The organism is Parvibium lacunae (assembly GCF_003335215.1).
In the GTDB taxonomy this organism is placed as follows: domain Bacteria; phylum Pseudomonadota; class Gammaproteobacteria; order Burkholderiales; family Burkholderiaceae_D; genus Parvibium; species Parvibium lacunae.
The window spans coordinates 624,414-649,191 of sequence record NZ_QPGB01000002.1 but is presented as its reverse complement, the minus strand read 5'-3'; the positions used below and the strand labels follow the sequence as shown (position 1 = coordinate 649,191).

The 24,778-nt window shown below is 51.1% G+C and carries 29 protein-coding genes and 1 tRNA gene; 25 read left to right on the top strand and 5 right to left on the bottom strand.

Features of this window, described 5'->3' with window-relative positions; genetic code table 11:
• Nucleotides 1-10: 10 nt before the first annotated feature.
• Both DU000_RS07205 and DU000_RS07200 read left to right on the top strand, forming a co-directional pair.
• Nucleotides 11-445: a hypothetical protein gene (locus tag DU000_RS07205; protein WP_114402670.1), complete on the top strand. Its 435-nt coding sequence runs from the start codon at nt 11-13 to the stop codon at nt 443-445.
• Nucleotides 446-736, top strand: coding sequence for a sodium/substrate symporter small subunit (locus DU000_RS07200; protein WP_114402669.1), 291 nt, complete (start codon nt 446-448; stop codon nt 734-736).
• Here DU000_RS07200 and DU000_RS07195 read toward each other — a convergent pair.
• On the bottom strand, nt 725-1,387 hold the full coding sequence (locus DU000_RS07195; protein WP_114402668.1) for an SGNH/GDSL hydrolase family protein: 663 nt from the start codon (nt 1,385-1,387) through the stop codon (nt 725-727). The genes DU000_RS07200 and DU000_RS07195 overlap by 12 nt on opposite strands.
• Nucleotides 1,388-1,394: 7 nt before the next feature.
• Nucleotides 1,395-2,177 (bottom strand): DUF2189 domain-containing protein, encoded by a 783-nt coding sequence (locus tag DU000_RS07190; protein ID WP_114402667.1) that lies wholly within the window; start codon nt 2,175-2,177, stop codon nt 1,395-1,397.
• A gap of 557 nt (nt 2,178-2,734) precedes the next feature.
• Between DU000_RS07190 and DU000_RS07180 the strand changes: the two genes are divergently transcribed.
• The 4 genes from DU000_RS07180 (at nt 2,735) to DU000_RS12575 (ending at nt 5,899) form a co-directional block, all read left to right on the top strand.
• Nucleotides 2,735-3,199, top strand: a complete 465-nt coding sequence (locus tag DU000_RS07180) for a hypothetical protein (RefSeq protein ID WP_114402665.1) — start codon at nt 2,735-2,737, stop codon at nt 3,197-3,199.
• Between the two features lie 25 nt (nt 3,200-3,224).
• Nucleotides 3,225-4,736, top strand: coding sequence for a hypothetical protein (locus tag DU000_RS07175; protein ID WP_114402664.1), 1,512 nt, complete (start codon nt 3,225-3,227; stop codon nt 4,734-4,736).
• 2 nt (nt 4,737-4,738) lie between these two features.
• Nucleotides 4,739-5,050, top strand: coding sequence for a hypothetical protein (locus tag DU000_RS07170; protein WP_114402663.1), 312 nt, complete (start codon nt 4,739-4,741; stop codon nt 5,048-5,050).
• A 291-nt stretch (nt 5,051-5,341) separates the two neighbouring features.
• Nucleotides 5,342-5,899, top strand: coding sequence for a hypothetical protein (locus tag DU000_RS12575; protein WP_147266975.1), 558 nt, complete (start codon nt 5,342-5,344; stop codon nt 5,897-5,899).
• A 279-nt stretch (nt 5,900-6,178) separates the two neighbouring features.
• On the opposite strand, the gene hisC is transcribed toward DU000_RS12575, so the two are convergent.
• Nucleotides 6,179-7,258, bottom strand: a complete 1,080-nt coding sequence (hisC, locus tag DU000_RS07165) for a histidinol-phosphate transaminase (RefSeq protein WP_114402662.1) — start codon at nt 7,256-7,258, stop codon at nt 6,179-6,181.
• 87 nt (nt 7,259-7,345) lie between these two features.
• On the opposite strand from hisC, the gene hisB reads away from it, so the two are divergent.
• The 10 genes from hisB to tatC all read left to right on the top strand — a co-directional run bounded on the left by hisB (nt 7,346) and on the right by tatC (nt 13,218).
• Nucleotides 7,346-7,966 (top strand): imidazoleglycerol-phosphate dehydratase HisB, encoded by a 621-nt coding sequence (gene hisB / locus DU000_RS07160; protein WP_114402661.1) that lies wholly within the window; start codon nt 7,346-7,348, stop codon nt 7,964-7,966.
• 94 nt (nt 7,967-8,060) lie between these two features.
• Nucleotides 8,061-8,705 carry an imidazole glycerol phosphate synthase subunit HisH gene (gene hisH / locus DU000_RS07155; RefSeq protein ID WP_114402660.1) on the top strand — a complete coding sequence of 215 codons (645 nt, stop codon included), beginning with the start codon at nt 8,061-8,063 and terminating at the stop codon, nt 8,703-8,705.
• 32 nt (nt 8,706-8,737) lie between these two features.
• Nucleotides 8,738-9,502, top strand: a complete 765-nt coding sequence (hisA, locus tag DU000_RS07150) for a 1-(5-phosphoribosyl)-5-[(5-phosphoribosylamino)methylideneamino]imidazole-4-carboxamide isomerase (RefSeq protein WP_114402659.1) — start codon at nt 8,738-8,740, stop codon at nt 9,500-9,502.
• A 1-nt stretch (nt 9,503) separates the two neighbouring features.
• Nucleotides 9,504-10,262: an imidazole glycerol phosphate synthase subunit HisF gene (gene hisF / locus DU000_RS07145; RefSeq protein ID WP_114402658.1), complete on the top strand. Its 759-nt coding sequence runs from the start codon at nt 9,504-9,506 to the stop codon at nt 10,260-10,262.
• A 26-nt stretch (nt 10,263-10,288) separates the two neighbouring features.
• Nucleotides 10,289-10,759, top strand: a complete 471-nt coding sequence (gene hisI, locus DU000_RS07140; protein ID WP_114402657.1) for a phosphoribosyl-AMP cyclohydrolase — start codon at nt 10,289-10,291, stop codon at nt 10,757-10,759.
• Nucleotides 10,756-11,094 (top strand): phosphoribosyl-ATP diphosphatase, encoded by a 339-nt coding sequence (locus DU000_RS07135; protein WP_114402656.1) that lies wholly within the window; start codon nt 10,756-10,758, stop codon nt 11,092-11,094. The genes hisI and DU000_RS07135 overlap by 4 nt, the downstream gene beginning before the upstream one ends.
• A gap of 20 nt (nt 11,095-11,114) precedes the next feature.
• Nucleotides 11,115-11,453: a histidine triad nucleotide-binding protein gene (locus DU000_RS07130; RefSeq protein ID WP_114402655.1), complete on the top strand. Its 339-nt coding sequence runs from the start codon at nt 11,115-11,117 to the stop codon at nt 11,451-11,453.
• Between the two features lie 184 nt (nt 11,454-11,637).
• On the top strand, nt 11,638-11,859 hold the full coding sequence (gene tatA / locus DU000_RS07125) for a Sec-independent protein translocase subunit TatA (RefSeq protein WP_114402654.1): 222 nt from the start codon (nt 11,638-11,640) through the stop codon (nt 11,857-11,859).
• Between the two features lie 82 nt (nt 11,860-11,941).
• Nucleotides 11,942-12,415, top strand: a complete 474-nt coding sequence (tatB, locus tag DU000_RS07120; protein WP_114402653.1) for a Sec-independent protein translocase protein TatB — start codon at nt 11,942-11,944, stop codon at nt 12,413-12,415.
• Between the two features lie 17 nt (nt 12,416-12,432).
• Nucleotides 12,433-13,218, top strand: a complete 786-nt coding sequence (tatC, locus tag DU000_RS07115; RefSeq protein ID WP_114402652.1) for a twin-arginine translocase subunit TatC — start codon at nt 12,433-12,435, stop codon at nt 13,216-13,218.
• A gap of 28 nt (nt 13,219-13,246) precedes the next feature.
• On the opposite strand, the gene DU000_RS07110 is transcribed toward tatC, so the two are convergent.
• A complete protein-coding gene (locus tag DU000_RS07110; protein WP_114402651.1) occupies nt 13,247-14,431 on the bottom strand; it encodes a Do family serine endopeptidase in 1,185 nt (394 codons plus the stop codon).
• A gap of 8 nt (nt 14,432-14,439) precedes the next feature.
• On the opposite strand from DU000_RS07110, the gene DU000_RS07105 reads away from it, so the two are divergent.
• The gene (locus tag DU000_RS07105; protein WP_114402650.1) at nt 14,440-15,186 is read left to right on the top strand and encodes a Nif3-like dinuclear metal center hexameric protein; all 747 of its coding nucleotides are present in this window, start codon (nt 14,440-14,442) and stop codon (nt 15,184-15,186) included.
• On the opposite strand, the gene mscL is transcribed toward DU000_RS07105, so the two are convergent.
• Nucleotides 15,183-15,617 (bottom strand): large conductance mechanosensitive channel protein MscL, encoded by a 435-nt coding sequence (mscL, locus tag DU000_RS07100; protein ID WP_114402649.1) that lies wholly within the window; start codon nt 15,615-15,617, stop codon nt 15,183-15,185. The two genes, DU000_RS07105 and mscL, sit on opposite strands and share 4 nt — an antisense overlap.
• 385 nt (nt 15,618-16,002) lie before the next feature.
• Between mscL and petA the strand changes: the two genes are divergently transcribed.
• From petA to DU000_RS07060, 8 genes are all read left to right on the top strand, one after another.
• Complete coding sequence (petA, locus tag DU000_RS07095; protein ID WP_114402648.1) at nt 16,003-16,605, top strand: ubiquinol-cytochrome c reductase iron-sulfur subunit; 603 nt, start codon at nt 16,003-16,005, stop codon at nt 16,603-16,605.
• Nucleotides 16,605-18,143 carry a cytochrome b gene (locus DU000_RS07090; protein ID WP_114402647.1) on the top strand — a complete coding sequence of 513 codons (1,539 nt, stop codon included), beginning with the start codon at nt 16,605-16,607 and terminating at the stop codon, nt 18,141-18,143. The genes petA and DU000_RS07090 overlap by 1 nt, the downstream gene beginning before the upstream one ends.
• A 54-nt stretch (nt 18,144-18,197) precedes the next feature.
• The gene (locus DU000_RS07085) at nt 18,198-18,947 is read left to right on the top strand and encodes a cytochrome c1 (RefSeq protein WP_420812126.1); all 750 of its coding nucleotides are present in this window, start codon (nt 18,198-18,200) and stop codon (nt 18,945-18,947) included.
• An 82-nt stretch (nt 18,948-19,029) separates the two neighbouring features.
• On the top strand, nt 19,030-19,629 hold the full coding sequence (locus DU000_RS07080; RefSeq protein WP_114402645.1) for a glutathione S-transferase N-terminal domain-containing protein: 600 nt from the start codon (nt 19,030-19,032) through the stop codon (nt 19,627-19,629).
• Nucleotides 19,630-19,699: 70 nt separating this feature from the next.
• Nucleotides 19,700-20,143 carry a ClpXP protease specificity-enhancing factor gene (locus DU000_RS07075; protein ID WP_114402644.1) on the top strand — a complete coding sequence of 148 codons (444 nt, stop codon included), beginning with the start codon at nt 19,700-19,702 and terminating at the stop codon, nt 20,141-20,143.
• Nucleotides 20,144-20,190: 47 nt separating this feature from the next.
• Nucleotides 20,191-20,266 (top strand) — tRNA-Thr (locus tag DU000_RS07070).
• A 72-nt stretch (nt 20,267-20,338) separates the two neighbouring features.
• Nucleotides 20,339-21,562, top strand: a complete 1,224-nt coding sequence (locus tag DU000_RS07065) for an efflux RND transporter periplasmic adaptor subunit (protein ID WP_114402643.1) — start codon at nt 20,339-20,341, stop codon at nt 21,560-21,562.
• Nucleotides 21,563-21,640: 78 nt separating this feature from the next.
• On the top strand, nt 21,641-24,721 hold the full coding sequence (locus DU000_RS07060) for an efflux RND transporter permease subunit (RefSeq protein ID WP_114402805.1): 3,081 nt from the start codon (nt 21,641-21,643) through the stop codon (nt 24,719-24,721).
• Nucleotides 24,722-24,778 lie beyond the last annotated feature (57 nt).

The following is a 24,778-nucleotide window of genomic DNA, read 5'->3' as shown; positions in this document are numbered from 1 at the left end:
GAAAGCATGTATGCAAGAAACTGATTTTTATGCAGAAGGTCCGGCTTTTTCATCGTTACTCCGCTACTTGGGCGGGGTGTTAGGCGCGCTGGTGGCACTGCGCTCACTCTCATTGATTGTCATGGCCGATCTGCCTGCGCTACCGCTGTTAGGTTGGGGCTTGGTGCTCGGCGCAAACTTGATTGTGATGATCACCGTGTATTATCTCTGGACAGCGCGGGTACGGATTGACCAAGCGGGAATCCACCAAGATTGGTTATTTCCCAAGACGGTGAGTTGGAACCAAATTGAATATGCAAAATTCATCGGCATTCCAGGCGCACAACGGTTGGTCGTGAGATTAAAAAATGGCGGCGCCATGGGGTTTCTAAAAAGCTTTAATGCAGGATCGCCGTTACTGGTTGCCCGTTTTCGCGCGATTGCACGTGCCTATCCCTTCCGATAAATGACCCCATCGCCCAACGTCGATTTGAAAATAGAGGTTGACGCCCGCTATCGTCGGCGCGTCTTGTTACTGACACTGAGCCTGTTGCTCAGTTGGTTCATCCTCACTTTTGTCTTTGCTTGGTTTGCAGAACCCCTCGCACAATGGCAGATTTTTGGGTTGTCTGGTTCCTTTTTCATGGCGGCACAGGGCATCTTATGCCTTTACCTGCTACTCATTATTATTTACGCGGCCGCCATGCATTATCTCGATAAACAGCCAGACAGACCCAACACCCCGTCAGCCGATTGATCGCCGCGCTTGACTGAGCAACGGGGCGACAACTTCTGCCAAGGCCAAGCCTAATTTTTGATGCTCTGCCGCATCCAGATGAACCCCATCAATCGGGCTGGTAACCGCCACATCAGCCGCATCAAAAAACGCCACTTGGTCGAATTGCCCACACACACGTCGATACGCGTCGGCTGCGCCTAGACAACGTTTCTCCGCATCTTTGAATTTACCCGCAATGGCCCCCCTCGGTTGAGTGATGGGGGGTGGGGCAACCACCAAGATTGGTGGCCTAGGCATACCCGGCTCAATAGGCGCTTGCTGGATTGCCTGGATACAAGCGGCAATGCCTTGCGCTGACAACCAAGCATCATGTTGGTGGGTGGCTTGAAAATCATTGGTTCCAAGCGCTAAGATAACGAGCGCCAGAGGGGAGTGAATTTCAATCCGTTGCGCCAATTCGTTGATGCCTTGACGCCCTGGCTTGAAAGGGTCAGCCCAAACCGTTCTCCGGCCATTCAGACAATCCTCTACGACGCGTGCTTTAATGCGATAGCCATGTAAACGCAGTTCCAGCACCCCTGGCCAGCGTTGCTCGAAAGGGAGACGCTGTCGGGTGTCTGGAATAATGCCCCAAGCCAGCGAATCGCCATAAACTAAAATGGTTTCCATGATGCGCTCACTGTGCAAGCAAGGCCCGATAGGCATGCCAAGTCGCATGCCCAACGAGTGGCGCGGTGACCAACAATGCCGGTAAAAAGTAAACCAGGCTAAAGCCAATCAGTAGCACGATAAGCACCGCCCACACATACAGCGCCAATAGGTTTTGCCATAGCGCGCGGGCACTGGCAAACATCGCAATCAGCGTATCGCTTTGCCGATCGAGTAACAGTGGAACAGTGACCACTGAAATCGCAAAGACCAAAGTTGCAATCACTGCGCCGACGGCTGTCCAGACACCGATAAACTCAAGATTATCAAGTGAGATGATTTGACCAATTAAGCTTTGTAAGGTTGGAAAGTCGGTATTTGAAAAAAGCGCAAAAATAACCACAGAAATACGCGCCCAGACGATCATCACAAACGTTAATATCACCGCGAAGAAAGCCAAGGCAGGCAGATTCCGCCGCCAGCACAGCAATGAACTTAACAAATTAACCCTTTCACCCCGCTCGCGCTGCCGGGAAAGCTCATACACGCCCGCACAGAGAAATGGGCCCAGCAGAAAAAAACCTGCAGTGAGCGCCATCGTCAGCTGCCAGCGTGTCGCATAAATTCCTTGAATGGCATAACCCATCAACGTGAAGAGGGCACCATAAAAAACCCCAACGCCACGCGTCGCCAGGAGGTCTTGCCAACCGGAGCGCAACCAACCGATAGCAGCCAAGGGAGCTATCTCTTGCGCAGTTGGCAAACTCGGTTCCAGATTGGGTGTGGTGGGGACGTTGAGGATGTCATTCATAGCAATCTCCTGGTAAGGGGCGCATCAGACTGGTGAGATGTGGCTGCGGTGGTGAGCCGTGTAAGTGAATCACGCGGCGCAATCACATAATAATGCGTCAAACCCTGAAAAAAATCATGCTGCGTGGCACCATGAATGGTATTGCCAGAAACCGGCAGCGCCATGCCCCCGCAAGCACCTAGCGAAGGTGCGCTTCGACCGGTGCCGCTGGTAGCAGATACGTCCAGACGGTACCAGTAGTCGCAGTTGCCGTAGTAGCGTTGGGCCATGCTGTTGAGGGTGTCGCCAGCTTGGGCGGAATGAATAATAGGAAGAAAAAGGCTCTAATTGGGGTAGACTGCATTTATTTCACAATTATTCGCGTATTCGTATTATTCATGGTGCGTCCCCTATTGTTGCAATTAGTTCTTCGACGCAAATATTGGTTTGCAGGCACATGAGCAAGGCTCTAATGTTATCCGCTTCTATTCTGAGCGAGCGAATGGTGGCATTAATAATGCTGTTCTTGATAACTTCAATGAAATTTTGAGACCGGTTTCTGTTACGCCGGTAAAACCATGAAACTACAACTTATTAAATTTAAATGCGCAAAATGTGATGGAGAATTTAAAGCTCCTGAGATAGTTTTTGATTCGTATGGAGAGTTTCTACTCCGTAGTGTTGGAAATGCTGAAGAAGCCTACTTAGACGCTTTTCAAGACAAAACCTATGAAGAGGTTGATAGGTTGCTGAAGGCGAATCCGAGAATGATCGGTAAGAAGTCTAATCTGCTTGCAGATATCCTTCGAAAAAACTATGGTGCGATTGCTTGTGATCCAGATAGTGCAGGCAATCCTTTTCAAATAGGAATATTCCCAAAATGTCCTTTTTGCAATAGTCAAGAAATGGAATATTGGGAAGAAACGGAACCACCACAATTTGTGGAGAAAGTTGTACCAGTAGTTACCCATACTAGATGGAGTGCGCTTTCCGACGCAGAGAAAAGGGTTAAGGTAGATGAAGTACTGTCATCAATAGCATAAGGACACGGGCGGCGCGGCCTGGCCAGTGTCGTCGTCTGACCCGGTTGACAGCATCGACAACCGCGCCTTGCTCAACGCCAGCAACCAAGCCAGTGATAGCGACTATTACGGCTGGGGTAACCGCCCGGCGCTGGCACCGGTTATGCGCCCCGAGACCCTCAGCTTACTCAGCGGCCTGCGCCCCAGTGGCTGGGGGGCAGGGCTGGGGCTGTTGCCTCAGGAGCCTGGTGCGGCACCGCTGTTGAGTGAGGGGTTTGATCCGTTTAACCCAGACGCTGGGCGCCTTACTCTCGCGCAAAATGCCTATGCCTCCCAAGACCCGCGGTTTACGATGACGGATGGTGGGGGTGGGCGAGATCGATTGCAATTGTCATTGCCCGGTGAAGCGTTACCCATCAACGAAAAACTCCGGCTCATTCAAATGCTGGATAAATTTGGATACCCCGATACAGCGGCTGACTATCGCGCCTCTCTTGCGAGCCAACTCGCTGCCATCCCCAACCAAAGCGCAGCTGAAGACGCCCGCCTAGCACGCGCTGGCAGGCCGGAAGTCAAAGTAGGCCCTGAGGCCCCCAGCAGCGTCGAATACGACGCCTTGGGTAATCCGATTGGCTATAGCACCTCAACCAGTGGTGGCCCCAGCACCATGCCTTATCGCGAACAGATGCGTAACATTGGTTTAGGTTTACGAACGGGGGCTGCCAATGTGGGAATTGGCTTAGTACAAGGGCCAATCGGTTTCGTTAGTGATGTGACTAAAGGTTATATGATGCTTTATGACCAAGCGTTCAATGGTGGACGCCTTGTTAGTCAAATTGATGGCCAATTTAATTTACGGCCGTTCAACTACAGTCCGGGCATGGCAGGCCAAGTAGGAGGCTTGCTTGGTGAAACCCTGAGTCCGCTGGGTTGGGTAAAGGCGGGGCGTGCTGTTTACGCCTTGGAAGAGGGTTTAACAAGCGGCATTCAAGGTTCGGCACAAACTCTGCGTAATTGGGGTGTGCCGGATTGGAAGATTACCCCACGGCCTTTTGAGTATGGTACGCTGAATGCGAATCCGCTACCGTTGTCGTTCGGGAGAGTGAGGGGTAGTAGTGCAAGGTCATTCTCAGGTGGCATGCCTACTTTGGAGGGAAATGCATACAATCCAGATTTGGTGAATTTAAGAAGCGCGGATTTTTACAGTCAATATGGAACCAATCCGGTTCGTGGCACTATGTCCAATCTTGAAGCGCGCCAGTGGTACTTGTCAGAAGATGCAAAAATACTTGGAAGAATTGATTCATCTGCTTCACTTGAGACTCAAGCCAAACAAGCGTTTGACTTTAGAAATGCCAATCGTACCGATGCTCGTGAATTTATGTCTGACAGAGTTAGTGCTGATAGACTGATTCGAGAAGAGCCAAACATGACATGGCAGCAAATGATTGAATCCAAGGCTGCACGTGGCTATTCTGGTGACGATATTTATCACAGCATTTTGAATAGCGCACAAAAAACACGTGCTTCAGTAAATAAGCAATATGGATTGGATTAATGATGAATACTAAACTTCCTCCAATTAGGACATGCAAAAACAAAGATGGTGCAGTTGAATATCATATTGAAGTCGATTCCGAATGGGATGGCCTTGATTCATTTGTACAGTATTTACAAAAACATTGGCAAGCAGAGGTGAATGAATCAAGTGATTCGATTTACTCGAGACGCTGGGTACTTCGTTCAAACGATGTTCCTATTTCGGTATATCACGATAGCCAAATTGGCAATTATTTCTTGAGAGAGGATGGGATTGATGACCAATCTCTTTTGGAGAAAATTAAAGCCGACTTGATGCAACGATTAAAATAGGGGACACCCATTAGCTGGAGGCTGTCAAGCGAGTAAGCGAAGCCATGGCGGCATGAGCCGCCAATTGTAAAACTATTTACCTGATTTGCCTTAACCGTTCACGTCCGTTTCTTCAACATATGGCTGCGACGAATCGCGCCAGACACCCATCAGGATCAAGCGAATGGCGATGATGCTGCCGCTCGCCCTAGCAGGAAATAGGGGACAGACCACGATTATTTTATATTCCTGACAAAAATTATGGAGCGTGGCCGATTTATTTGTACATCAAAGGAAAGAATTGGTGAAGCAATGAAATCAAAAATTATTTTAACTATATGGCTTTTATTTCATGTATCCGCTACTTTTGGAAGTGGATCCAATTGTAGTTCACTAGAGAAAAATCAAATCATTCCGGGTCACTGCGTGGGTAAAATTTGTTTAAATATGGCATTTAAAGATGTGGAGATCATCCTTGGAAAACCAACAAAAAAGTTACTAAGACAGAAACATACTATTTCTATTTGGATGTCCTCAAATAGAAAAAATTTTTTGTTTGTTGTTTATGATCAAGCAAAATTAGTTTCAGATATTCATCTAAATTCAGATACATTTTCTACGTGTAATCGAATCTCTGTTTTATCAAGTTTTGATGATGTATCAACTGCTTTTTCAGATGGTTATGAGGACCACTACTCTCTAATTCCACGTGGCCATAATAGATTCGATTGGATCGTCAAAAATGAAGGGATCACATTTACTTTTAGCGGCGATAAGCAAGGAAAAATAATCCGTATTGCTGTTCACAGAATTGGTTATGAAAAGTCCATTGGATATTCATTAAATGACGATTTTTACTGGTACCCTTGAGAAATTTTCCAGTCTGCATGGCCCGCGCGCTCAACGACAACCCCAGCGAAAAATAGGGGACAAAAATAGTGGACGTACCACAATTTTCTTCACAAGACCGTTTAAGTCAGTCCAAAGTGTCTACCTGTAGCGCGCATCAGTTGCGGTGATCGGGTACCGAAGGGCCGTGCTTGGCCTCTTTATTACATTTGGGAGAGATGAAATAAACAGGCTAAATCCTTCCAGGTTCATCTTTGTCTTGCGTAACGGCTATCCCACAACCCTCAGCTGTTAGAGGCCCTAACCCGCCAGTATGTTTTCTATTTCGCTGATAAAGCTTGCCATTTGTGCCTCGGTGCCAATGGTGACGCGCAGGTATTGCTCGATTCGTTGTTGCTTGAAATGACGAACAATAATGTGGCGTTCACGGAGCTTTTGGGCGAGGGTGGCGGCTGCGTGTTGGGGGTGGTGAATAAAAATAAAGTTAGCCGCTGAGGGAATAATTTCAAAGCCGAGTTGACTGAGCGCTGCAACAGTTCGTTCGCGGGTGGTGATGACGGCTTGGCACGTTTGGTTAAGGTAGTCGCGATCTTGCATTGCGGCGATTGCGCCTGCCTGTGCCAGGCGGCCCAGTGGGTAGGAATTAAAACTATTTTTTACGCGTTCCAGGCCTTCAATCAAATGCCGTTGGCCTAGGGCATAGCCAACACGTAATCCGGCGAGTGCTCGCGATTTGGAGAGGGTGTGAATCACCAATAAATTGGGGTATTGATTCACTAAGCTGGCCGCGCTGGTTGCGCCGTAATCAACATAGGCCTCGTCTACCACCACCAATCGGTCGGGCTGTTGAGCAGCCAATGCTGCAATCTCTTCGCCGGCGAGGGCGCGCCCGGTAGGGGCGTTGGGGTTGGGGAAAATCACGCCGCATGCTGGGCTGATGGCCGCGTAGTCCGCCAAGACCAATTTAAATGAGGCTTGGAGTGGGACCGTTTGGTAGCTGATGCCATAAAGTTGGCAGTAAACCGGGTAGAAGCTGTAGGTAATGTCTGGGAATAGCAGTGGCCGACCGGGGTGCTTGAGTAAGCCGAGAAATACGTGGGCTAATACCTCGTCAGACCCATTGCCAACAAAAACTTGGTCAGGGGTGAGTTGGGCGCTATGATGAAAGTCGGCAATCGCCTGTTTCAGGGCGTCACTGTTTGGGTCTGGATAGAGTCGCAGTTTGTCATCCAGCGCTGCCTGTATGGCCGCCAACGCCCGTGGTGATGGGCCGTAAGGGCTTTCATTGGTGTTGAGTTTGATCAGGTTGCTGACCTTGGGCTGCTCACCGGGTACGTAGGGCACTAGATCGTGTACAAGAGGGTTCCAGAATTGACTCATCGCATGGTTTAAGCTAATTTCTCACAGCCTGCAATGGTATCATGCAGGTTAAAATCTTCTTTTAGTCTTTATGACGCCACATTCATCATGACTGCTGTCGCTTCGCCCATTCCTCCGCGTCAGGCCGAGGTTGTCCGTAATACCCTGGAAACCCAAATTCGGGTTAAGTTAAATCTGGATGGATCGGGTTTGCAGTCGATTCAGACGGGGGTGCCTTTTTTAGATCACATGTTGGATCAAATTGCCCGGCATGGCTTGATTGATCTGGAAATCGACGCGCAAGGTGATTTGCACATTGACGCGCACCATACCGTTGAAGATATCGGGATTACGCTGGGCCAGGCTTTTGCGAAAGCAATTGGCGACAAAAAAGGTGTTCGGCGCTATGGCCATGCTTATGTGCCATTGGATGAAGCGCTCTCGCGTGTGGTGATTGATTTATCGGGACGCCCCGGGTTGACGTTTGAGGTGCCCTTTACCCGCGCGATGATTGGCACTTTCGATGTTGATCTCACCCATGAGTTTTTTCAAGGTTTTGTGAATCATGCTTTGGTGACCCTCCATGTGGATAATCTGCGGGGCCACAATGCACACCATCAATGTGAGACGGTCTTTAAAGCGTTTGGTCGCGCTTTACGCATGGCGATTGAGTTCGATGCACGCCAAGGAAATGCCATTCCTTCGACGAAAGGAACGTTATCGGTGTGACTTTCGGGCAATCGTCGCGTGCTAGGCCTGCCTCTGTCGGCGGCGCACCCACGTTAACCTGCCGATCTGCAGTCAGACCGCTGAGTTTTAAATCATGAATACCATTGCAATTGTTGATTACGGAATGGGGAACGTGCGCTCTGTCGCCAATGCGCTGCAAGCCGTGGCCCCCTCTGCAACTATCGAGATAAGCGCTGATCCTGCTGTGATTCGTCGTGCCAATCGGGTGGTTTTGCCGGGCCAGGGCGCGATTCCAGACTGCATGCGTAACTTGCGCGAGTCCGGGCTGTTGGAGGTGGTGCTGCGCGTTGCTGAGAGCACGCCGCTGCTTGGTGTTTGTGTGGGCGAGCAAATGCTGTTTGATTGGAGCGCTGAAGGGGAGGTCACTTGTCTGCAACGACTTCCGGGCCGCGTCGTCAAATTTGCGGACAATATGCCAGCGCCAGGGGCGACCGACGGGCAACGCTTGAAAGTACCGCACATGGGCTGGAACGAAGTTTGGCAAGTAGGCTCGCACCCGCTCTGGGCTGGTATTCCTGATGGTGCGCGGTTTTACTTCGTACACAGCTACTATGTGGTGCCGGATAACCCCGCTGATATTGCGGCCTATAGTGAGTACGGTCAGCGCTTTACCTGCGCGGTACAACGCGCTAACATTTTTGCGACGCAGTTTCACCCTGAAAAAAGTGCGACGCACGGATTGACGCTGTACCGTAACTTCACGCGTTGGCAACCCTAATTTTTAATTTTTTGTTCTAACCTGACACTATCATGCTGCTGATCCCTGCAATCGATCTGAAAGATGGCCACTGTGTGCGTCTGAAGCAAGGCGATATGAACGCCGTTACTGTTTTTTCCGAAGACCCAGCAGCCATGGCAAAGCATTGGGTTGCACAGGGTGCCCGCCGCTTGCACTTGGTTGATCTGAATGGGGCCTTTGCAGGCAAGCCCAAAAATGAGGGCGCGATTAAAGCGATTGTCGCCGCGGTGGGAGACGATATTCCCGTACAGCTAGGCGGTGGCATTCGTGATCTCGATACGATTGAGCGCTATTTGGATGATGGCCTCAGTTACATCATTATTGGTACCGCCGCCGTCAAGAACCCGGGCTTTTTGCATGATGCCTGTAGCGCCTTTCCAGGGCAGATCATTGTGGGGATAGATGCGAAAGACGGTAAGGTCGCGACCGATGGCTGGAGCAAGTTAACGCGCCATGATGTAATTGATCTGGCGAAAAAGTTTGAGGATTATGGGGTGGCCTCGATTGTTTATACGGATATCGGGCGCGATGGGATGCTCAGTGGCGTCAATATCGACGCGACGGTTAAATTGGCACAATCGGTCACGATCCCAATTATCGCCAGTGGCGGCATGACTTCCGTGGTTGATGTGGAAAAACTCTGTGGGGTTCAAGAGGAAGGCATTGAAGGGGCTATTTGTGGCCGCTCAATCTATGAGGGCACCTTGGATTTCGCGGCGGGACAAGCGCGGGCAGATGCGTTAACGCAAGCGGCGCAAGCCGGTACGTCAGCCTGATATGTTAGCCAAGCGGATTATTCCCTGTTTAGACGTGACCGCTGGGCGAGTCGTCAAAGGTATTAATTTCGTCGAGCTGCGTGACGCTGGGGACCCAGTAGAAATCGCCCGTCGCTATGACGAGCAAGGCGCTGACGAACTAACCTTTCTTGATATCACCGCTTCCAGTGATCAGCGCGATATTATTTTGCATGTGATTGAAGCCGTGGCGAGCCAAGTGTTTATTCCGCTGACCGTCGGCGGTGGGGTGCGTAAGGTTGAGGATGTCCGACGCTTGCTGAATGCCGGTGCGGATAAAATTTCTATTAACACGGCAGCAGTTCAAAATCCCCAACTGGTTGCTGAGGCGGCGAGCAAATTTGGTTCGCAATGTATCGTGGTTGCTGTCGATGCCAAACAAACTGGCCCTGATCAATGGCAGGTCTTTACTCATGGTGGGCGTAATGCAACCGGCCTAGATGCCGTCGCTTGGGCCCAGCAGATGGCGACCTTGGGCGCGGGGGAGATTTTGCTTACCAGCATGGATCGGGATGGCACGCGCAGCGGTTTTGATCTTGCTTTGACGCGGGCGGTCAGCAATGCTGTCAGCGTGCCGGTGATTGCCAGTGGGGGCGTTGGTGGGCTCGCTGATCTGGCAGATGGGATTACCTCAGGGTATGCCGATGCAGTGCTGGCAGCGAGTATTTTTCATTACGGACAACACACCATCCAAGAAGCGAAAGCTTTTATGGCCGAGCGCGGTATTTGCGTGCGTCTGTAGGCACGTTCCTTTAAGGGTATGAGTACATGAGCATTGTCATTGAGCAGCCCAGTTATTTAGGCCCGGAGCGGCGTAAAGAAACCCGTGTTGCCCCTGCGGTATCCTGGCTTAATCAGGTGAAATGGGATGAGCAAGGGCTTATTCCAGTCATTGCGCAAGATGCGCAAGACAATACCGTCTTGATGTTTGCTTGGATGAATCGCGAAGCGCTGCAAAAAACCCATGAATTGCGCCGTGCTGTGTATTGGTCGCGTTCGCGTAAAAAACTCTGGTTCAAGGGTGAAGAATCGGGCCACTTGCAACATGTTGAAGAGATCCGCCTGGATTGCGACAACGACGTCATTATTTTGCGGGTGAATCAGGTTGGCGGGGTAGCATGCCATACCGGGCGGCGGCACTGCTTCTTTCAGCGCTTGGAGGCGCAAGAGGATGCCACGCCGGTGTGGGTCACCGTTGATCCGGTGTTGAAAAATCCAGATGAGATCTATCGCTCATGAGTACGATTCTAGATCGCGTTGCGGCGACAATTGCCGCCCGTCACCCCGCTCATGGTGGCGATCCTAATCAATCCTATGTTGCCAAGCTGCTGACCAAAGGCCCCGATGCAGTTTTAAAAAAAATTGGTGAAGAAGCTACTGAAACCGTCATGGCGGCGAAAGATGCGAATCCCGATCAGGTGGTTTATGAGGTGGCGGACTTATGGTTTCATTGCCTCATCTTGCTGGCTCAACATGATCGACATCCCCAAGATGTATTGAATGAACTGGCCCGTCGTGAAGGGTTGTCTGGCTTGGTTGAAAAAGCCCAGCGTACCGAAAATCAAGCCGATTAATTGCCATGCAGGAGAAAACGATGGCGGAGAACTGTATTTTTTGCCGCATTGTGCGGCATGAGGTGCCCAGCAAAATCATTTATGAAGATGACTGCTTATTAGCGTTTCATGATATTAATCCTGCTGCACCGGTTCATTTCTTAATCATCCCCAAAGCGCATATCGAGACGCTGGCCGATACCCAGCTCAGTGATGAGGCTCTGCTAGGTAAGATGTTGCTATTGGCACCTAAATTAGCCCATGAGCTGGGGTGTGAAAATGGCTTTCGTACGGTGATCAATACCGGGCCTGATGGTGGGCAAGAGGTCTATCATTTGCACATGCACGTGATGGGCGGCCCTCGGCCTTGGCGTCAATAGGGTTGGATGACGCCGCATCGCGCGCGCGACGCATTAATGCGCACGAGGCTCAGGGTTTATCTGCACAGGATTTGTCATACAAGACTGCTACAATCAATGTTTGATTGGCAATTAAGACATAGTCTATTTGCCGCTATGGTTGGTAATTATTAATCGCTTCCCCCTTCTTTAATCAGGAGCTGTCATGGGTTCGTTCAGTATTTGGCATTGGGTTATCGTGCTGGTTGTGGTGATGCTGGTTTTTGGCACCAAGAAATTACGCAACGTGGGGCAAGACTTAGGTGCCGCAGTCAAAGGCTTTAAGGACGGGATGAAAGATGGCACGGCTGAGAATAAGGCGGCAGCTGATCCCGCCCTCGCCCATAAAACCATTGATGTTGAAGCCAAAGAGAAAGACAAAGTCTGATTATTGATTGAGTCTATTGATACGACGCCACGCATGGCCATGACGGTTTCCTCCCTCTTTTTACGACTGAGTCCTTTGCGCCATGTTTGATGTTAGTTTTTCCGAACTGGCGATTGTCGGGACCGTTGCCCTATTGGTGCTCGGCCCTGAAAAGTTACCCAAGGTGGCTAAAGCGGCGGGAGAATGGGTCGGTAAGGCGCAGCGCTATGTCAGTGAAGTCAAAGGCCAGATTAATCGTGAAATCGCGGCTGGCGAGCTGAAAAACATGCGCGAAACCTTGCAAAATGCGGCGCAAGAGCTGCGTAGTGGGGTTCAAGAAGTGGAACGGGATTTATCCACCCTCGAAAACGAGATTGTCCCGCCCCTGCAAGTAGACGTGTCTGCTGATCCATATCACTTAAATGAGCAGCGGCCGCAGACGATGTATAGCTGGCGTCCGCGGCGTAAGAAAATGGCACACAAGCGCTATGTTATTCCCAAATGGTACAAGCAGATGCAGCAACCTCGTACCAAGCTACTCAGTGGCGCCGCGCGGATGCAGCGCCATAAACACTAAAAATACAAGGAGAGCGGATGGCAGATTCGAGCCCGCCCCCCCAGCCTGAGACGCCCGCTGCCGCCAATGGTAGCGACACCTTTATGTCGCATCTGTTGGAATTGCGTAATCGGGTATTGTGGTCGCTCCTGGCGGTACTCTTCGTGACGGGTGGGTTACTGGTGTGGCCTGGCATGGGCGCCGTTTATGATTTTCTGGCTGAGCCAATGATTTCGACCTTGCCTGCCGGCACCAAAATGATTGCCACGAGCGTCATTTCTCCTTTTTTAACCCCGCTCAAAGTGACTCTCTTGGCCGGATTTATGCTGGCCTTACCCGTGGTGCTATATCAGGCATGGCGTTTTGTGGCCCCAGGACTGTATCAGCATGAAAAAATGATCGCCTTACCGATCTTGGTCTCTGCAACGGTATTGTTTTATCTGGGCGTCGCTTTTTGTTATTTTTTGATATTTAAGCAATTTTTCGTCTTTATCGCCAAAATGGCCCCGCAAAGTATTACTGCGGCACCTGATATTGAAGCGTATTTAGATTTTGTGATGTCGATGTTCATTGCCTTTGGGCTGGCATTTGAGGTGCCAGTAGTCGTCATCGTGCTGGTGTTACTGGGTATCACGACAGTGGCAAAACTGCGCGAAATTCGTGGCTATGTCGTGATTGGTATTACTGTGATTGCCGCAGTTGTCACTCCCCCAGACGTTTTTTCGCAAATTGCGCTGGGTTTGCCCATGTGGCTGTTGTATGAACTGGGAATTCTGGTCGCTGTGCTGCTGGAGCGGCAACGCCCTGCAGCAGTCAGCGAGTAAACCGATTACCGTAGGCCTTATCGGCTGATTATTCTGCCCGTAATTTCGGTTTTGGGCGCTTACCGACGGTGACCTGGAGACGGGTCGACTGTTGTTTGCGAACGAGCTGCAGCTCGGCTTTACTACCAGGGGTCAGCTGCGCCACGTGGTTTAACATCCCGCTGGTATCGTCTATCCGCGTGCCATTAATGGCGACCAAGACATCGCCTGGCTGGACTCCCGCACTGTCTGCCGGGCCATTGCGAATAACCCCTGCGATCAACACCCCATCACTCGCTTTCAAGCCAAGCGTCTCAGCCAATTCGCTCGTTAGGTCTTTCGGTTCCACCCCAATGTAACCCCGGGTGACCGCGCCTTTGCTCACGATGTCATCTAAAACCTGCTTGGCAATACTGACAGGGATGGCAAACCCGATACCGAGTGAGCCGCCACTGCGGGAGTAAATGGCGGTGTTGATACCCAACAATCGGCCTTGGGAGTCAACCAAGGCTCCACCGGAATTCCCCGGATTGATCGCAGCATCGGTTTGAATGAAATTCTCAAAGGTATTGATTCCCAGGTGGCTTCGGCCCAGCGCGCTCACAATCCCCGAGGTGACTGTTTGCCCAACCCCAAATGGGTTGCCAATTGCGAGCACCACATCGCCTACTTTCACTTGATTTACGTCTGCAAACGTAATGGCTTGTAAGTTTGGTAATTCAATTTTCAGGACAGCAAGATCCGTATCTGGATCAACTCCCACCACTTTGGCCTGCGCCTTCCGGCCGTCGGCCAGGGCTAATTCAATTTCATCCGCCGCTTCAATAACATGATGGTTGGTGAGGACATACCCCTGAGGACTGACAATCACGCCCGAGCCTAGGCTCATGCTTTCTTGACGTTGGCTATCTCCCGACCCGAAGCGATCGCCAAAGAAATGCCGAAAAATGGGGTCATTGGCGAAAGGGTGCTGTGGCGTACGCACCTTTTTGCTGGTATAAACATTGACGACAGTTGGCATCGCCGCTTGGGCACCCTGGCGGAAGCTGCTGATCGCACTTGGGGTGGAAATCAGTTTCTCATCCTCGCTCGGGGCTTGTATGATGGCGACGCCACTGGCGGTTGTCTGTGAGGTTCGATTCAGCCATGCCGGCTTGAATGTGCTAACGACAAAAAGAGCCGCGACCAATATAGTCACGGCTTGAGCGAAAATTAACCAAATACGATGGAGCATAGTTATTAATGCAGCGCGAAACGTTACGTCAATATATGGATGACCTGCTGGCTGTTGGTCAGTTTCGGGATTATTGCCCAAACGGCCTGCAAGTAGAAGGAAAATCTGAGATTCACCGTATTGTAACGGGGGTAACCGCCAGCTTAAGTTTGCTTGAGCAGGCAATCGCCTGCCAGGCCGATGCTGTTTTGGTTCATCATGGCTACTTTTGGAAAGGGGAGGACCCCAGGGTCATTCACACCAAACGTCGTCGCCTCGCTGTGTTGTTGGCGCATGATATCAACCTCTTTGCGTATCATTTGCCGTTAGACAGTCATCCGACCCTCGGCAACAATGCACAACTGGCGCAGCGTATGGGTTGGCAAGCGACGGGCCGTTTTGGCGAGGGAGAAATGGGTTGGTTGGGACAGCCTACCCAGACAGTTACTGCAGCGACACTACAGGCGCAGATTACCGCTGTGCTCGGGCGTCAGGCGTTGCTGGTTGGCGAATCCACTCGTCCTGTGCGGCATCTTGCATGGTGTACTGGCGCGGCACAGGGCTATCTGCAAGCCGCCATTGATGCGGGCGCGGATTGTTATGTGAGTGGCGAAATTTCTGAGCAGACTGTTCACCTCGCGCGCGAGGCCGGTGTCGCTTATATTGCGGCGGGCCATCATGCCACCGAGCGCTATGGCATTCAGGCCCTGGGGACGCACTTGGCTGAGGAATTTAGCTTAGCGTACCAATTTATTGATCTGGATAATCCGGTTTAACCTTTTTTCAGGCTATCGCGAATCTCCCGCAATAAAACAATGTCTTCTGGGGTGGGTGCGGGTGCGGCTGGGGCAGCAGCAGGTTCTTCGCGCTTGAGGCGGTTGACTTGTTTTACCATCATGAAAATGATGAAGGCCAAAATAATAAAATTCACCACAATCGTTAAAAAGCTGCCATAGGCCAAGACGGGCACCCCAGCCTTGCGCAGGGCATCCAGGGTCATGGCAGTACCAGCAGGTGCCTCGCCTAGCACCAAAAAGAGATTGGAGAAGTCGAGCTTGCCAAATACCAGGCCAACGATGGGCATGATCACATCGCTCACCAGCGAGTCCACAATTTTGCCGAATGCCGCCCCAATAATCACCCCTACGGCTAAATCAATGACATTGCCTTTGACAGCAAACTCGCGAAATTCCCGAACTAAACTCATGTGCCTCTCCATTTTTAGTAATCAGTAAATAATAGAATTGGGTCGAGCAATGGCCTAATGATGGCTGCACCCAAGCGCTAATGTAGCCTAGCTTGGCAGGCTTGAATAGCGACAAATTGTGAACTTATGACGCCCCTTTCTTGCGGGGTGCTGCTGCATGAGCAGCAAATCACGTCTATTTATCCGCAGAAAACTGCGCCAGGTGCTTTAATTGGGGGGGCTGATTCGCTATAATTTCAGGTTGAATTTTCTATCCTTGCATTTTTGCTCGCAAATTAAGCTAAACAATGGGCCTAGAGGCCAAACTCCTTTGTTTATGCTTCGTTTGTTTTGTAAAGACGCAAAGCCTCACATGATCCAGGTTTTCTTTTAGCGGGGTTTTTTCATGAGTGATCAGTCTGTTGATAACAGCCGACGCAATTGGATGATTGCAACGGGTGCCGTTGGTGGCACTCTCGGCCTTGGCGCTGGCGGCGCGTTCGTCAGTACCTTTGCGCCCTCAGAGCGGGCCAAAGCGGCCGGTGCGCCGGTCGAAGTCGATTTATCTGACTTGAAGCCGGGCGACCGAAAAATTGCCGAGTGGCGGGGTAACCCAGTGTGGGTAATCAAACTGACTGACGACATGAAAAAGGAACTCGATAAGGTCAATTCCAGCGAGCTGGCCGACCCAGAGTCGAAAAATCCCTACACCATGCCTTTACCCGAATATTGCCAAAACAAGACCCGTAGTCGCAAAGAAGACGTTTTGGTGATGGTCGGTATTTGTTCGCATTTGGGCTGCTCACCCTCTGGCCCTTTTGCGGTCGGGGCCAATGTGGCGCTCGAAAATAATGCTGGGTTTGTCTGTCCTTGTCATGGCTCTACCTTCGATTTGGCTGGCCGCGTGTTTAAGAATAAACCCGCACCTAAAAATCTCGATGTGCCACGCTATATGTATTTGTCGGAAACCAAGCTGGTTCTCGGTAAAGATGAAAAAGGAGAAGCGTAATGGGGCTGAAACATACCGAAGAAACTGGCGTATTGGGTTGGATTGACCAGCGCTTTCCCCTGATGCAATTATGGAAAGATCATCTTTCCGAATACTACGCACCAAAGAATTTTAATTTCTGGTACTTTTTTGGCTCACTGGCGCTCTTGGTGTTGGTGATCCAGATTGTGACCGGGATCTTCCTGGTCATGCACTACAAACCCGATGCTTCCCTGAATGCCGATGGCGTTCCTGTTGCGTTTGCTTCAGTGGAATACATCATGCGTGAGGTCCCCTGGGGCTGGTTGGTGCGTTACATGCACTCGACTGGCGCATCGGCATTCTTTGTCGTTGTTTACCTGCATATGTTCCGCGGCCTGCTGTATGGCTCCTATCGCAAACCTCGTGAACTGGTCTGGATCTTTGGTTGTTTGATTTTCTTGTGCCTGATGGCCGAGGCTTTCATGGGCTACTTGCTGCCTTGGGGGCAAATGTCATACTGGGGCGCCCAGGTTATCGTCAACCTCTTTTCTGCCATTCCTCTAATCGGTCCAGACTTATCAGTGTGGATCCGGGGTGATTATGTGGTGGGTGATGCGACATTGAATCGCTTCTTCTCACTCCATGTCATCGCCGTGCCGCTGGTGCTACTGGGTTTGGTCGCTGCGCACATTATTGCGCTGCATGAGGTGGGGTCAAACAACCCTGATGGCGTTGAAATCAAAGAAAACTTGGATGCGAATGGTAAACCTGTCGATGGTATTCCTTTCCATCCTTACTACTCGGTCCATGACATTGTTGGGGTCGCAGGGTTTCTGATTCTGTTTAGTTTTGTGGTGTTTTTCAAACCCGAAATGGGCGGCTACTTCTTGGAGTTTAATAACTTCATCCCTGCCGATCCCTTGAAAACCCCTCCGCACATTGCGCCGGTTTGGTATTTCACGCCGTTTTATTCGATGTTGCGAGCAACAACGGACATGTTCATTTTGATTGTGCTGGCCTTGTTGGCGGGCGGCAGTGTCTGGCTTGCGCTGGCTGATAAATTGGCGACCCGGCCCAAAGCCATTCTTGCCGGCATTGTTACGCTGGCTTTATTGGTTGCCTTTATTTGGTTTGGCTTGCCTGGTTGGTTGGCGATTGCTGTGTTGGTTACCACCACCGTGCTCTCTGGCTTTACCGGCGTACCTGTCTGTGTGAGCGGGATTTTGGCGGCAATGGCTGCATTCGCGGTGCCTTGGTTATACCTTGAGGCAAAATTCTGGGGCGTTGTGGTAATGGGCGCAGCCGTGATTATTCTGTTCTTCCTGCCTTGGCTAGATCATTGCCCGGTGAAGTCGATTCGCTATCGTCCTAATTGGCATCGTTGGGTTTACGCCGTTTTTGTGGTGACATTTGTGGTCCTCGGTTACCTAGGGATTCAACCTCCCTCGCCCGTGGGTAACATTGTTTCGATTATCGGCACCCTGATCTACTTTGGCTTCTTTTTAGCGATGCCGGTTTGGAGCAAACTTGGGACTTGCAAACCTGTGCCTGAGCGCGTGACTTTTGCGGCGCACTAAGCATCGCGTCGCCAATATTGCGAAAAACACAAAGGAATAATGATGAAAAAACAGATGCTCAAACTGTGCAGTGCCTGGTTGGCCAGCATGCTGATCGGACTAACCGCACACGCGGGTGGCGGGCCATCCTTTCCGCTCGACCATGCCCCCGATCGCAGTACTGACATGGCTGCCTTGCAGCGTGGCGCCCAGCTATTTGTAAACTACTGCTTGAATTGTCATGGCGCCTCCATGATGCGATATAACCGCTTGCGGGATATCGGCCTGACGGAAGATCAAATTCGTGACAATCTGCTGTTTACCGCCGACAAGGTTGGGGAAATGATGCGCGTCAATATGAGCGCTAAAGATGCCAAAGAATGGTTTGGCGCAACCCCACCAGACTTATCCGTGATTGCGCGTGCCCGAGGGACTGATTGGCTGTACACCTATATGCGCACCTTCTACAAGGACGACACCCGCCCGACAGGCTGGAATAACTTGGCTTTCCCCAACGTTGGCATGCCGCATGTGCTGTGGGAGTTGCAAGGCGTGCGTAAAGCCAATTTTGTTGAAGTCGCCGATCCTCATCATCCTGGCAGCACCACACATCAATTCGATAAATTGGAGCAGGTGACGCCCGGCAAATTGAGCTCGGTCGATTATGACAATGCAATCGCTGATTTGGTCGCTTACCTGCAATGGATGGGGGAGCCACAGCAAAACTTCCGCAAACAACTCGGTGTTGGCGTGATGATTTTGCTGTTGGTATTACTCTTCTTCGCCACTCGCTTAAATGCCGCTTACTGGAAAGATATCAAGTAAGACATCTGGCTGTATCTTGGGGTGAGCGTAGGCTCACCCTTTTGTTTCTCTAAATCAGCCCAATTACAAAGGAATTACCACCATGATGGTTCTTTACTCAGGTACCACGTGCCCATTTTCACAGCGCTGCCGCTTTGTTCTCTTTGAAAAAGGGATGGATTTTGAAATTCGTGATATCGATCTCTTTAATAAACCGGAAGATATCAATGTCATGAATCCGTATGGCCAAGTACCTATCTTGGTAGAGCGCGATTTAATTCTCTATGAATCAAATATCATCAATGAGTATATTGATGAGCGTTTCCCGCATCCTCAGTTAATGCCCGCAGACCCGGTTCAGCGCGCTCGCACTCGCCTGATGCTACTCAATTTTGAGCGTGAAATGTTTGTTCATGTGAGTACCCTAGAATCGAATAATGTTGGCGCACATGATGCGGCCCGGCAGGCCATTCGTGAAAACTTAACTCAACTCGCCCCTTTATTTTTGAAAAATAAGTTTGTGCTGGGTGAAGAGTTTTCCATGCTGGATGTGGCCTTGATCCCATTGCTGTGGCGCTTGGATCACTATGGTATTGAGCTGGGTAAAAACGCAGCGCCTTTAATGAAATATGCAGAGCGGATTTTCTCGCGTCCAGCGTACATTGAAGCGCTCACTCCTTCCGAGAAGGTGATGCGGCGCTAAAATACAGACACCCTGCGTTGCCATGGATTGGTTGCGCAGCGGTATCACAACGACGAGGGGAATTGCGCCAATGCAAGAAATTTCAACCAAGCCTTATTTTATTCGTGCGCTCTATGAGTGGTGCATGGACAATGGCTATACCCCGCACATTTCAGTGGTTGTCAATGAGCAAGCGCGCGTGCCTTTGGAGTTTGTGCGTGATGGCGAGATTGTCATGAACATTAGCGCTTTGGCAACCAACCAATTGGTGATTCAAAATGATCACATTGCCTTTCAAGCCCGCTTTGGTGGCGTTGCGCGAGACATTTATATTCCACTGGAAAACATCAGTGCGATTTATGCGCGTGAGACCGGTCAGGGCATGGCCTTTCCCGCGTTGTCTGCAGACACACCAGCCGCAGACGAACCCCAAGTGCGCGTTGACGATCCGATAACGACAGCCCCCGCCGAGCCGCTGCCCACAAAAGATTCGAGTAAGCCTGCTGGCAAGCCAAAACTCACTGTGGTGAAATAAGTGCGGGAGCATGAGAAGCAGAAAAAGTCTGATAAAATACTTATATTGCCGGCTTAGCTCAGTTGGTAGAGCAGCGCACTTGTAATGCGAAGGTCAACAGTTCGAATCCGTTAGCCGGCACCAGATTGCTAAACCCGCCAGACAGGCGGGTTTTTTTTATTTACAATCTTAATTCAATATAAGAAACGAGGTTGTATGCCCCCGCTCGAGACCCGCTCAGACACCGCAGTGTCTGGCCCAACCAGTACTGGCAGTAAAAAAGCAGCTTGGTTTTTTCTCTTAATCGTCATCGCATTGGTTGCAGTAGCTGTGTATGGCTACAGCCAAAAACAGCAGGCAGAACCGAAAAAGAAAAATGCCGCCCCTGTGCCTGTCGTTGTGGCTCAGGTCAGTCAGCAACTGATGCCCGTGATGTTAGACGTGGTCGGACGGACTGAACCTTATGAGACGGTCACCGTGAAATCCCGTGTTGATGGTCAGCTCGCGCAGCTATTTTTCAATGAAGGGCAAGTTGTCAAACCTGGTGATATCTTGGCTCGACTAGACAGTAATGATTTCGACGCCCGGGTCAAGCAGGCGGAGGCGACGCTGGCGCGAGATCAGGTTCTATTGGCCAAGGCTAAAGCGGATCTGGAACGGTATACGGCACTGGTGAAGCAAGGCTTTGTATCGGAAGAAAAGTTGAATGAATATCGCACCAATGAGAGTGCTGTCGCTGCTACGATTAAAGCGGATCAGGCCGCTTTAGAGTTGGCTCGCTTGCAAGCCAGTTATACCGTCATCCGTGCGCCGATACAGGGGGTTATAGGTAGCAAGCTTGCCTATCCAGGGGCGACCATCAAGATCAACGATACTGCGCTGGCGGTGATCAATCGGGTGCAACCGCTCTTTGCGACCTTTACCTTGCCAGAACAGCATGTCGGGCGGGTTCGAGAGTTACTCGGCCGGGGGAGGTTAACGGTTGAAGCCCGCCTACCCGGTGGCACGAAACAGACGGGGCAGGTTAAGTTTATGGATAACACCGTAGACAGCACCAGTGGCACGATTTTATTAAAGGCGGTATTGCCCAACGCGGATCAGAGCTTGGCGGCTGGTCAGTTCATTCAATTAAGCTTGCAACTGGATGAGGTACCTGATGCCCTCGTGGTCCCGAATGAAGCCATACAGCAAGGACCCGAGGGCAACTTTGTTTACGTGCTCGATGCAGAGCGTAAGGCCAGCATACGGAAGATTGAAGTTTTGACCAGCCGCCAAGGCATGACAGCGGTTAAAAAAGGTCTTTCGGTTGGCGAAACTGTCGTGACCACGGGTCAGTTACGCCTCTTCCCGGGGGCTCAGGCGGTCTTAAAAGCACCTAAAAAAGAGCCAGGGCCTGGGGCAACACCGACAACACCGACACCCCCCGAACCCCGTCGCTAATTCCTTTGCGACCCCTGTGGCAGCACGACACCGCACAGATAAGCCGACACCGGCTTGTTGATGGAGATTGAATTGGCTATGCAACTACCTGAGCTTTGTATCCGCCGCCCTGTGATGACCACACTTCTGATGGTCGCGATTGTCGCCTTTGGGGTGCTTGCCTATCGGGCCCTGCCGGTAGCCGAACTACCCAGTATTGATTTTCCAACGATCAGTGTCACGGCCAACCTTCCCGGCGCCTCGCCAGAGACCATGGCGTCTGCTGTGGCTCAGCCACTGCAAGCCCAGTTTTCTACGATTCCTGGGCTGGATTCGATGAACTCGACCAGTGCGCAAGGAACCACCTCCATCACCCTGCAATTTTCGCTTGAGCGCAATATTGATGCGGCCGCTCAAGATGTTCAGTCTGCCATTGCCGCGGCATTACGGCGATTGCCCCCAAGCATGCCCACACCGCCGTCTTTTCGTAAGGTGAATCCGGCCGATTCTCCGATTTTTTACATTGCACTTTCTTCCCCGTCATTACCGTTAACCACGGTCAACGAGTATGCCGAAACCCAACTCGGGCAACGCTTATCGACCATTAAAGGGGTCGCCCAAGTGCAGGTTTTTGGGTCCCAAAAGTTTGCCGTGCGAATCCAAGCCAATCCCGACAAATTGGCCGCGAAAGGGATCGGTTTGGATGAGTTACAGCAAGCGATTGCTCAAAATAACGTGAATCAACCGGTGGGGTTGATTGATGGACCGCGCCAGAGTTTTTCGATTAAAGACAATGGCCAGCTGATGCAGGCGGCTGCCTATCGGCCCTTGATTGTGGCTTGGCGCAATGGCGCGCCAGTTCGGCTGGAAGAGGTGGCAAGCGCGATTGACAGCGTCGAGAACAGTCGCATTGCGAGCTGGAATGTAGACCGTCGCGCGATTGTTTTAGCGATCTTGCGGCAACCGGGTGCGAATACGATTGAGACGGTTGACGCGATCAAACGGGTTTTACCCGCGTTTCAAGAGAAGCTGCCTGCTGCGATTGAGATGCGCACCTTATTTGATCGCAGCTTATCGATTCGGGAAGGCATTGCCGATGTGCAATTTACCCTGATCCTGGCCGGTGTACTGGTGGTCTTGGTTATTTTGATGTTTCTGCGTAATGCATCCGCAACCGCGATTCCCGCATTGGCGTTACCCCTTTCCGTGATTGGTACTTTTGCAGTGATGCATTTGCTCGGCTACAGCATTAATAACCTGACCTTGCTGGCCTTAACCCTCGCGGTGGGCTTTGTGGTCGATGATGCGATTGTGATGCTGGAGAACATTGTCCGGCATCTCGAAGCAGGCGACCCCCCCTTTGAGGCCGCGATCAAAGGGGCGCGTGAAATTGGTTTTACGATTATCTCCATGACCATTTCGCTGATTGCCGTTTTTATTCCCGTGCTCTACATGAAAGGCATCGTTGGGCGACTCCTGAATGAATTCGCGGTAACGATTTGTGTCGCCATTCTGGTTTCTGGGTTTGTTTCCCTCACCCTCACGCCGATGCTATGCAGCCGCTATCTCAAAGCCTCACATCAAGAAAAACATGGTGCGATTTTCAATCTCTTCGAGCGGGCCTTTGCGCTCTTAAGTGAAGGTTACCGCACCACATTGAGCTGGAGCATGGCGCATCCTCGTTGGGTCTTGGCAAGTTTTTTTGGCACGATTGCGATGACTGTCTGGCTATTCGGCCAGGTCCCGAAAGATTTTCTGCCCAGTGGCGATAGCGGACAGCTCATTATCAATACAGAAGGCGCACCCGATGCCTCATTTCAAGCGATGGTAGAGCAGCAGCGCCAACTGGCGGCCATTGTCGCCAAAGATCCGAATATCGCGTCGTTTATGTCAACGGTTGGGGCTGGTGGTTCGCGTGCGACGACCAACAATGGCCTGCTGTTTATAGTGCTCAAGCCTGCCCATGAGCGGCAATTAAAACCCGATGAAATCATTCAACAACTGCGACCCAAACTAGCCGCGGTTCCGGGCATCAAAGCATTCATTCAAAACCCACCGGTGATCCGAATCGGTGGTCAAGTCACCAGTGGTCAATACCAATATACGTTGCAGAGCAGTGACTTGAGTGAGCTGTATGGTTGGACGGATACCCTCAGTAAGAAACTGCGTGAGTTACCGGGCTTTATTGATGTAAATACCAACCTCAATAATAAAAGCCCGGTTGTTCAGCTTGACATTGACCGCGATAAGTTAGCGGCGCTGGGGCTACGCTTTGCCCAAGTCGAAGACACCCTGCAAAGTGCATTTAGCAGTCGACAAATTTCGACCATCTACGCCCCGACGAATCAATATCAAGTCATCCTTGAGGTTGATCCCGCTTTCCAAGTCGAGCCCACCATGCTTTCTCGGCTCTACGTTCGCAATACGGCTGGAAAATTGATCCCGCTTGATGCGATTGCCAAAGTTACCCGTAAAACGCAGGCGCTCACGGTGAATTATCTTGGCCAACTCCCCGCCGTAACGATTTCATTCAACTTAATTCCTGGCATGTCTCTGGGTGAAGCCGTGACGGCCATTGCCAAGGTAGAAAAAGAGGTGACATTGCCCTCGTCGCTCACGACCAGCTTACAGGGTACCGCCCAGGCATTTCAGGCCTCGTTACAAGGGCTGGGGATGCTGCTTCTGGTTGCTGTTCTCGTGGTGTATTTAGTATTGGGGATCTTGTATGAAAGTTTCATCCATCCTCTCACGATTCTCTCGGGCTTACCTTCAGCAGGCTTGGGTGCCTTACTGACCCTGTTGGTATTCAAAGTGGATTTAACCCTATATGCATTTGTGGGCGTGATTATGCTGATTGGCATCGTCAAAAAGAATGCGATCATGATGATCGACTTTGCGTTAGAAGCGCAGCGTGAATCGGGGCTGGCAGCCAGTCAGGCTATTTTCAATGCCTGCTTGGTTCGCTTTCGCCCAATCATGATGACAACCTTCGCCGCCCTGGTGGGCACGCTACCGATAGCGCTGGGCATTGGTGCGGGGGCTGAAATTCGCCAGCCACTCGGCTTGGCGGTGGTAGGCGGGCTGATCGTTTCACAGTTCCTGACGCTCTACCTCACGCCTGTGGTCTATTTGTATATGGAGAAATTCCAGCGGATGACTGCAATGAAACCAGCACGCTGACGTTTGTGGTCAGCGCGGGAACCGCCCGCGAGGAGAGGGGTTCCCTTGCTTGGTTGT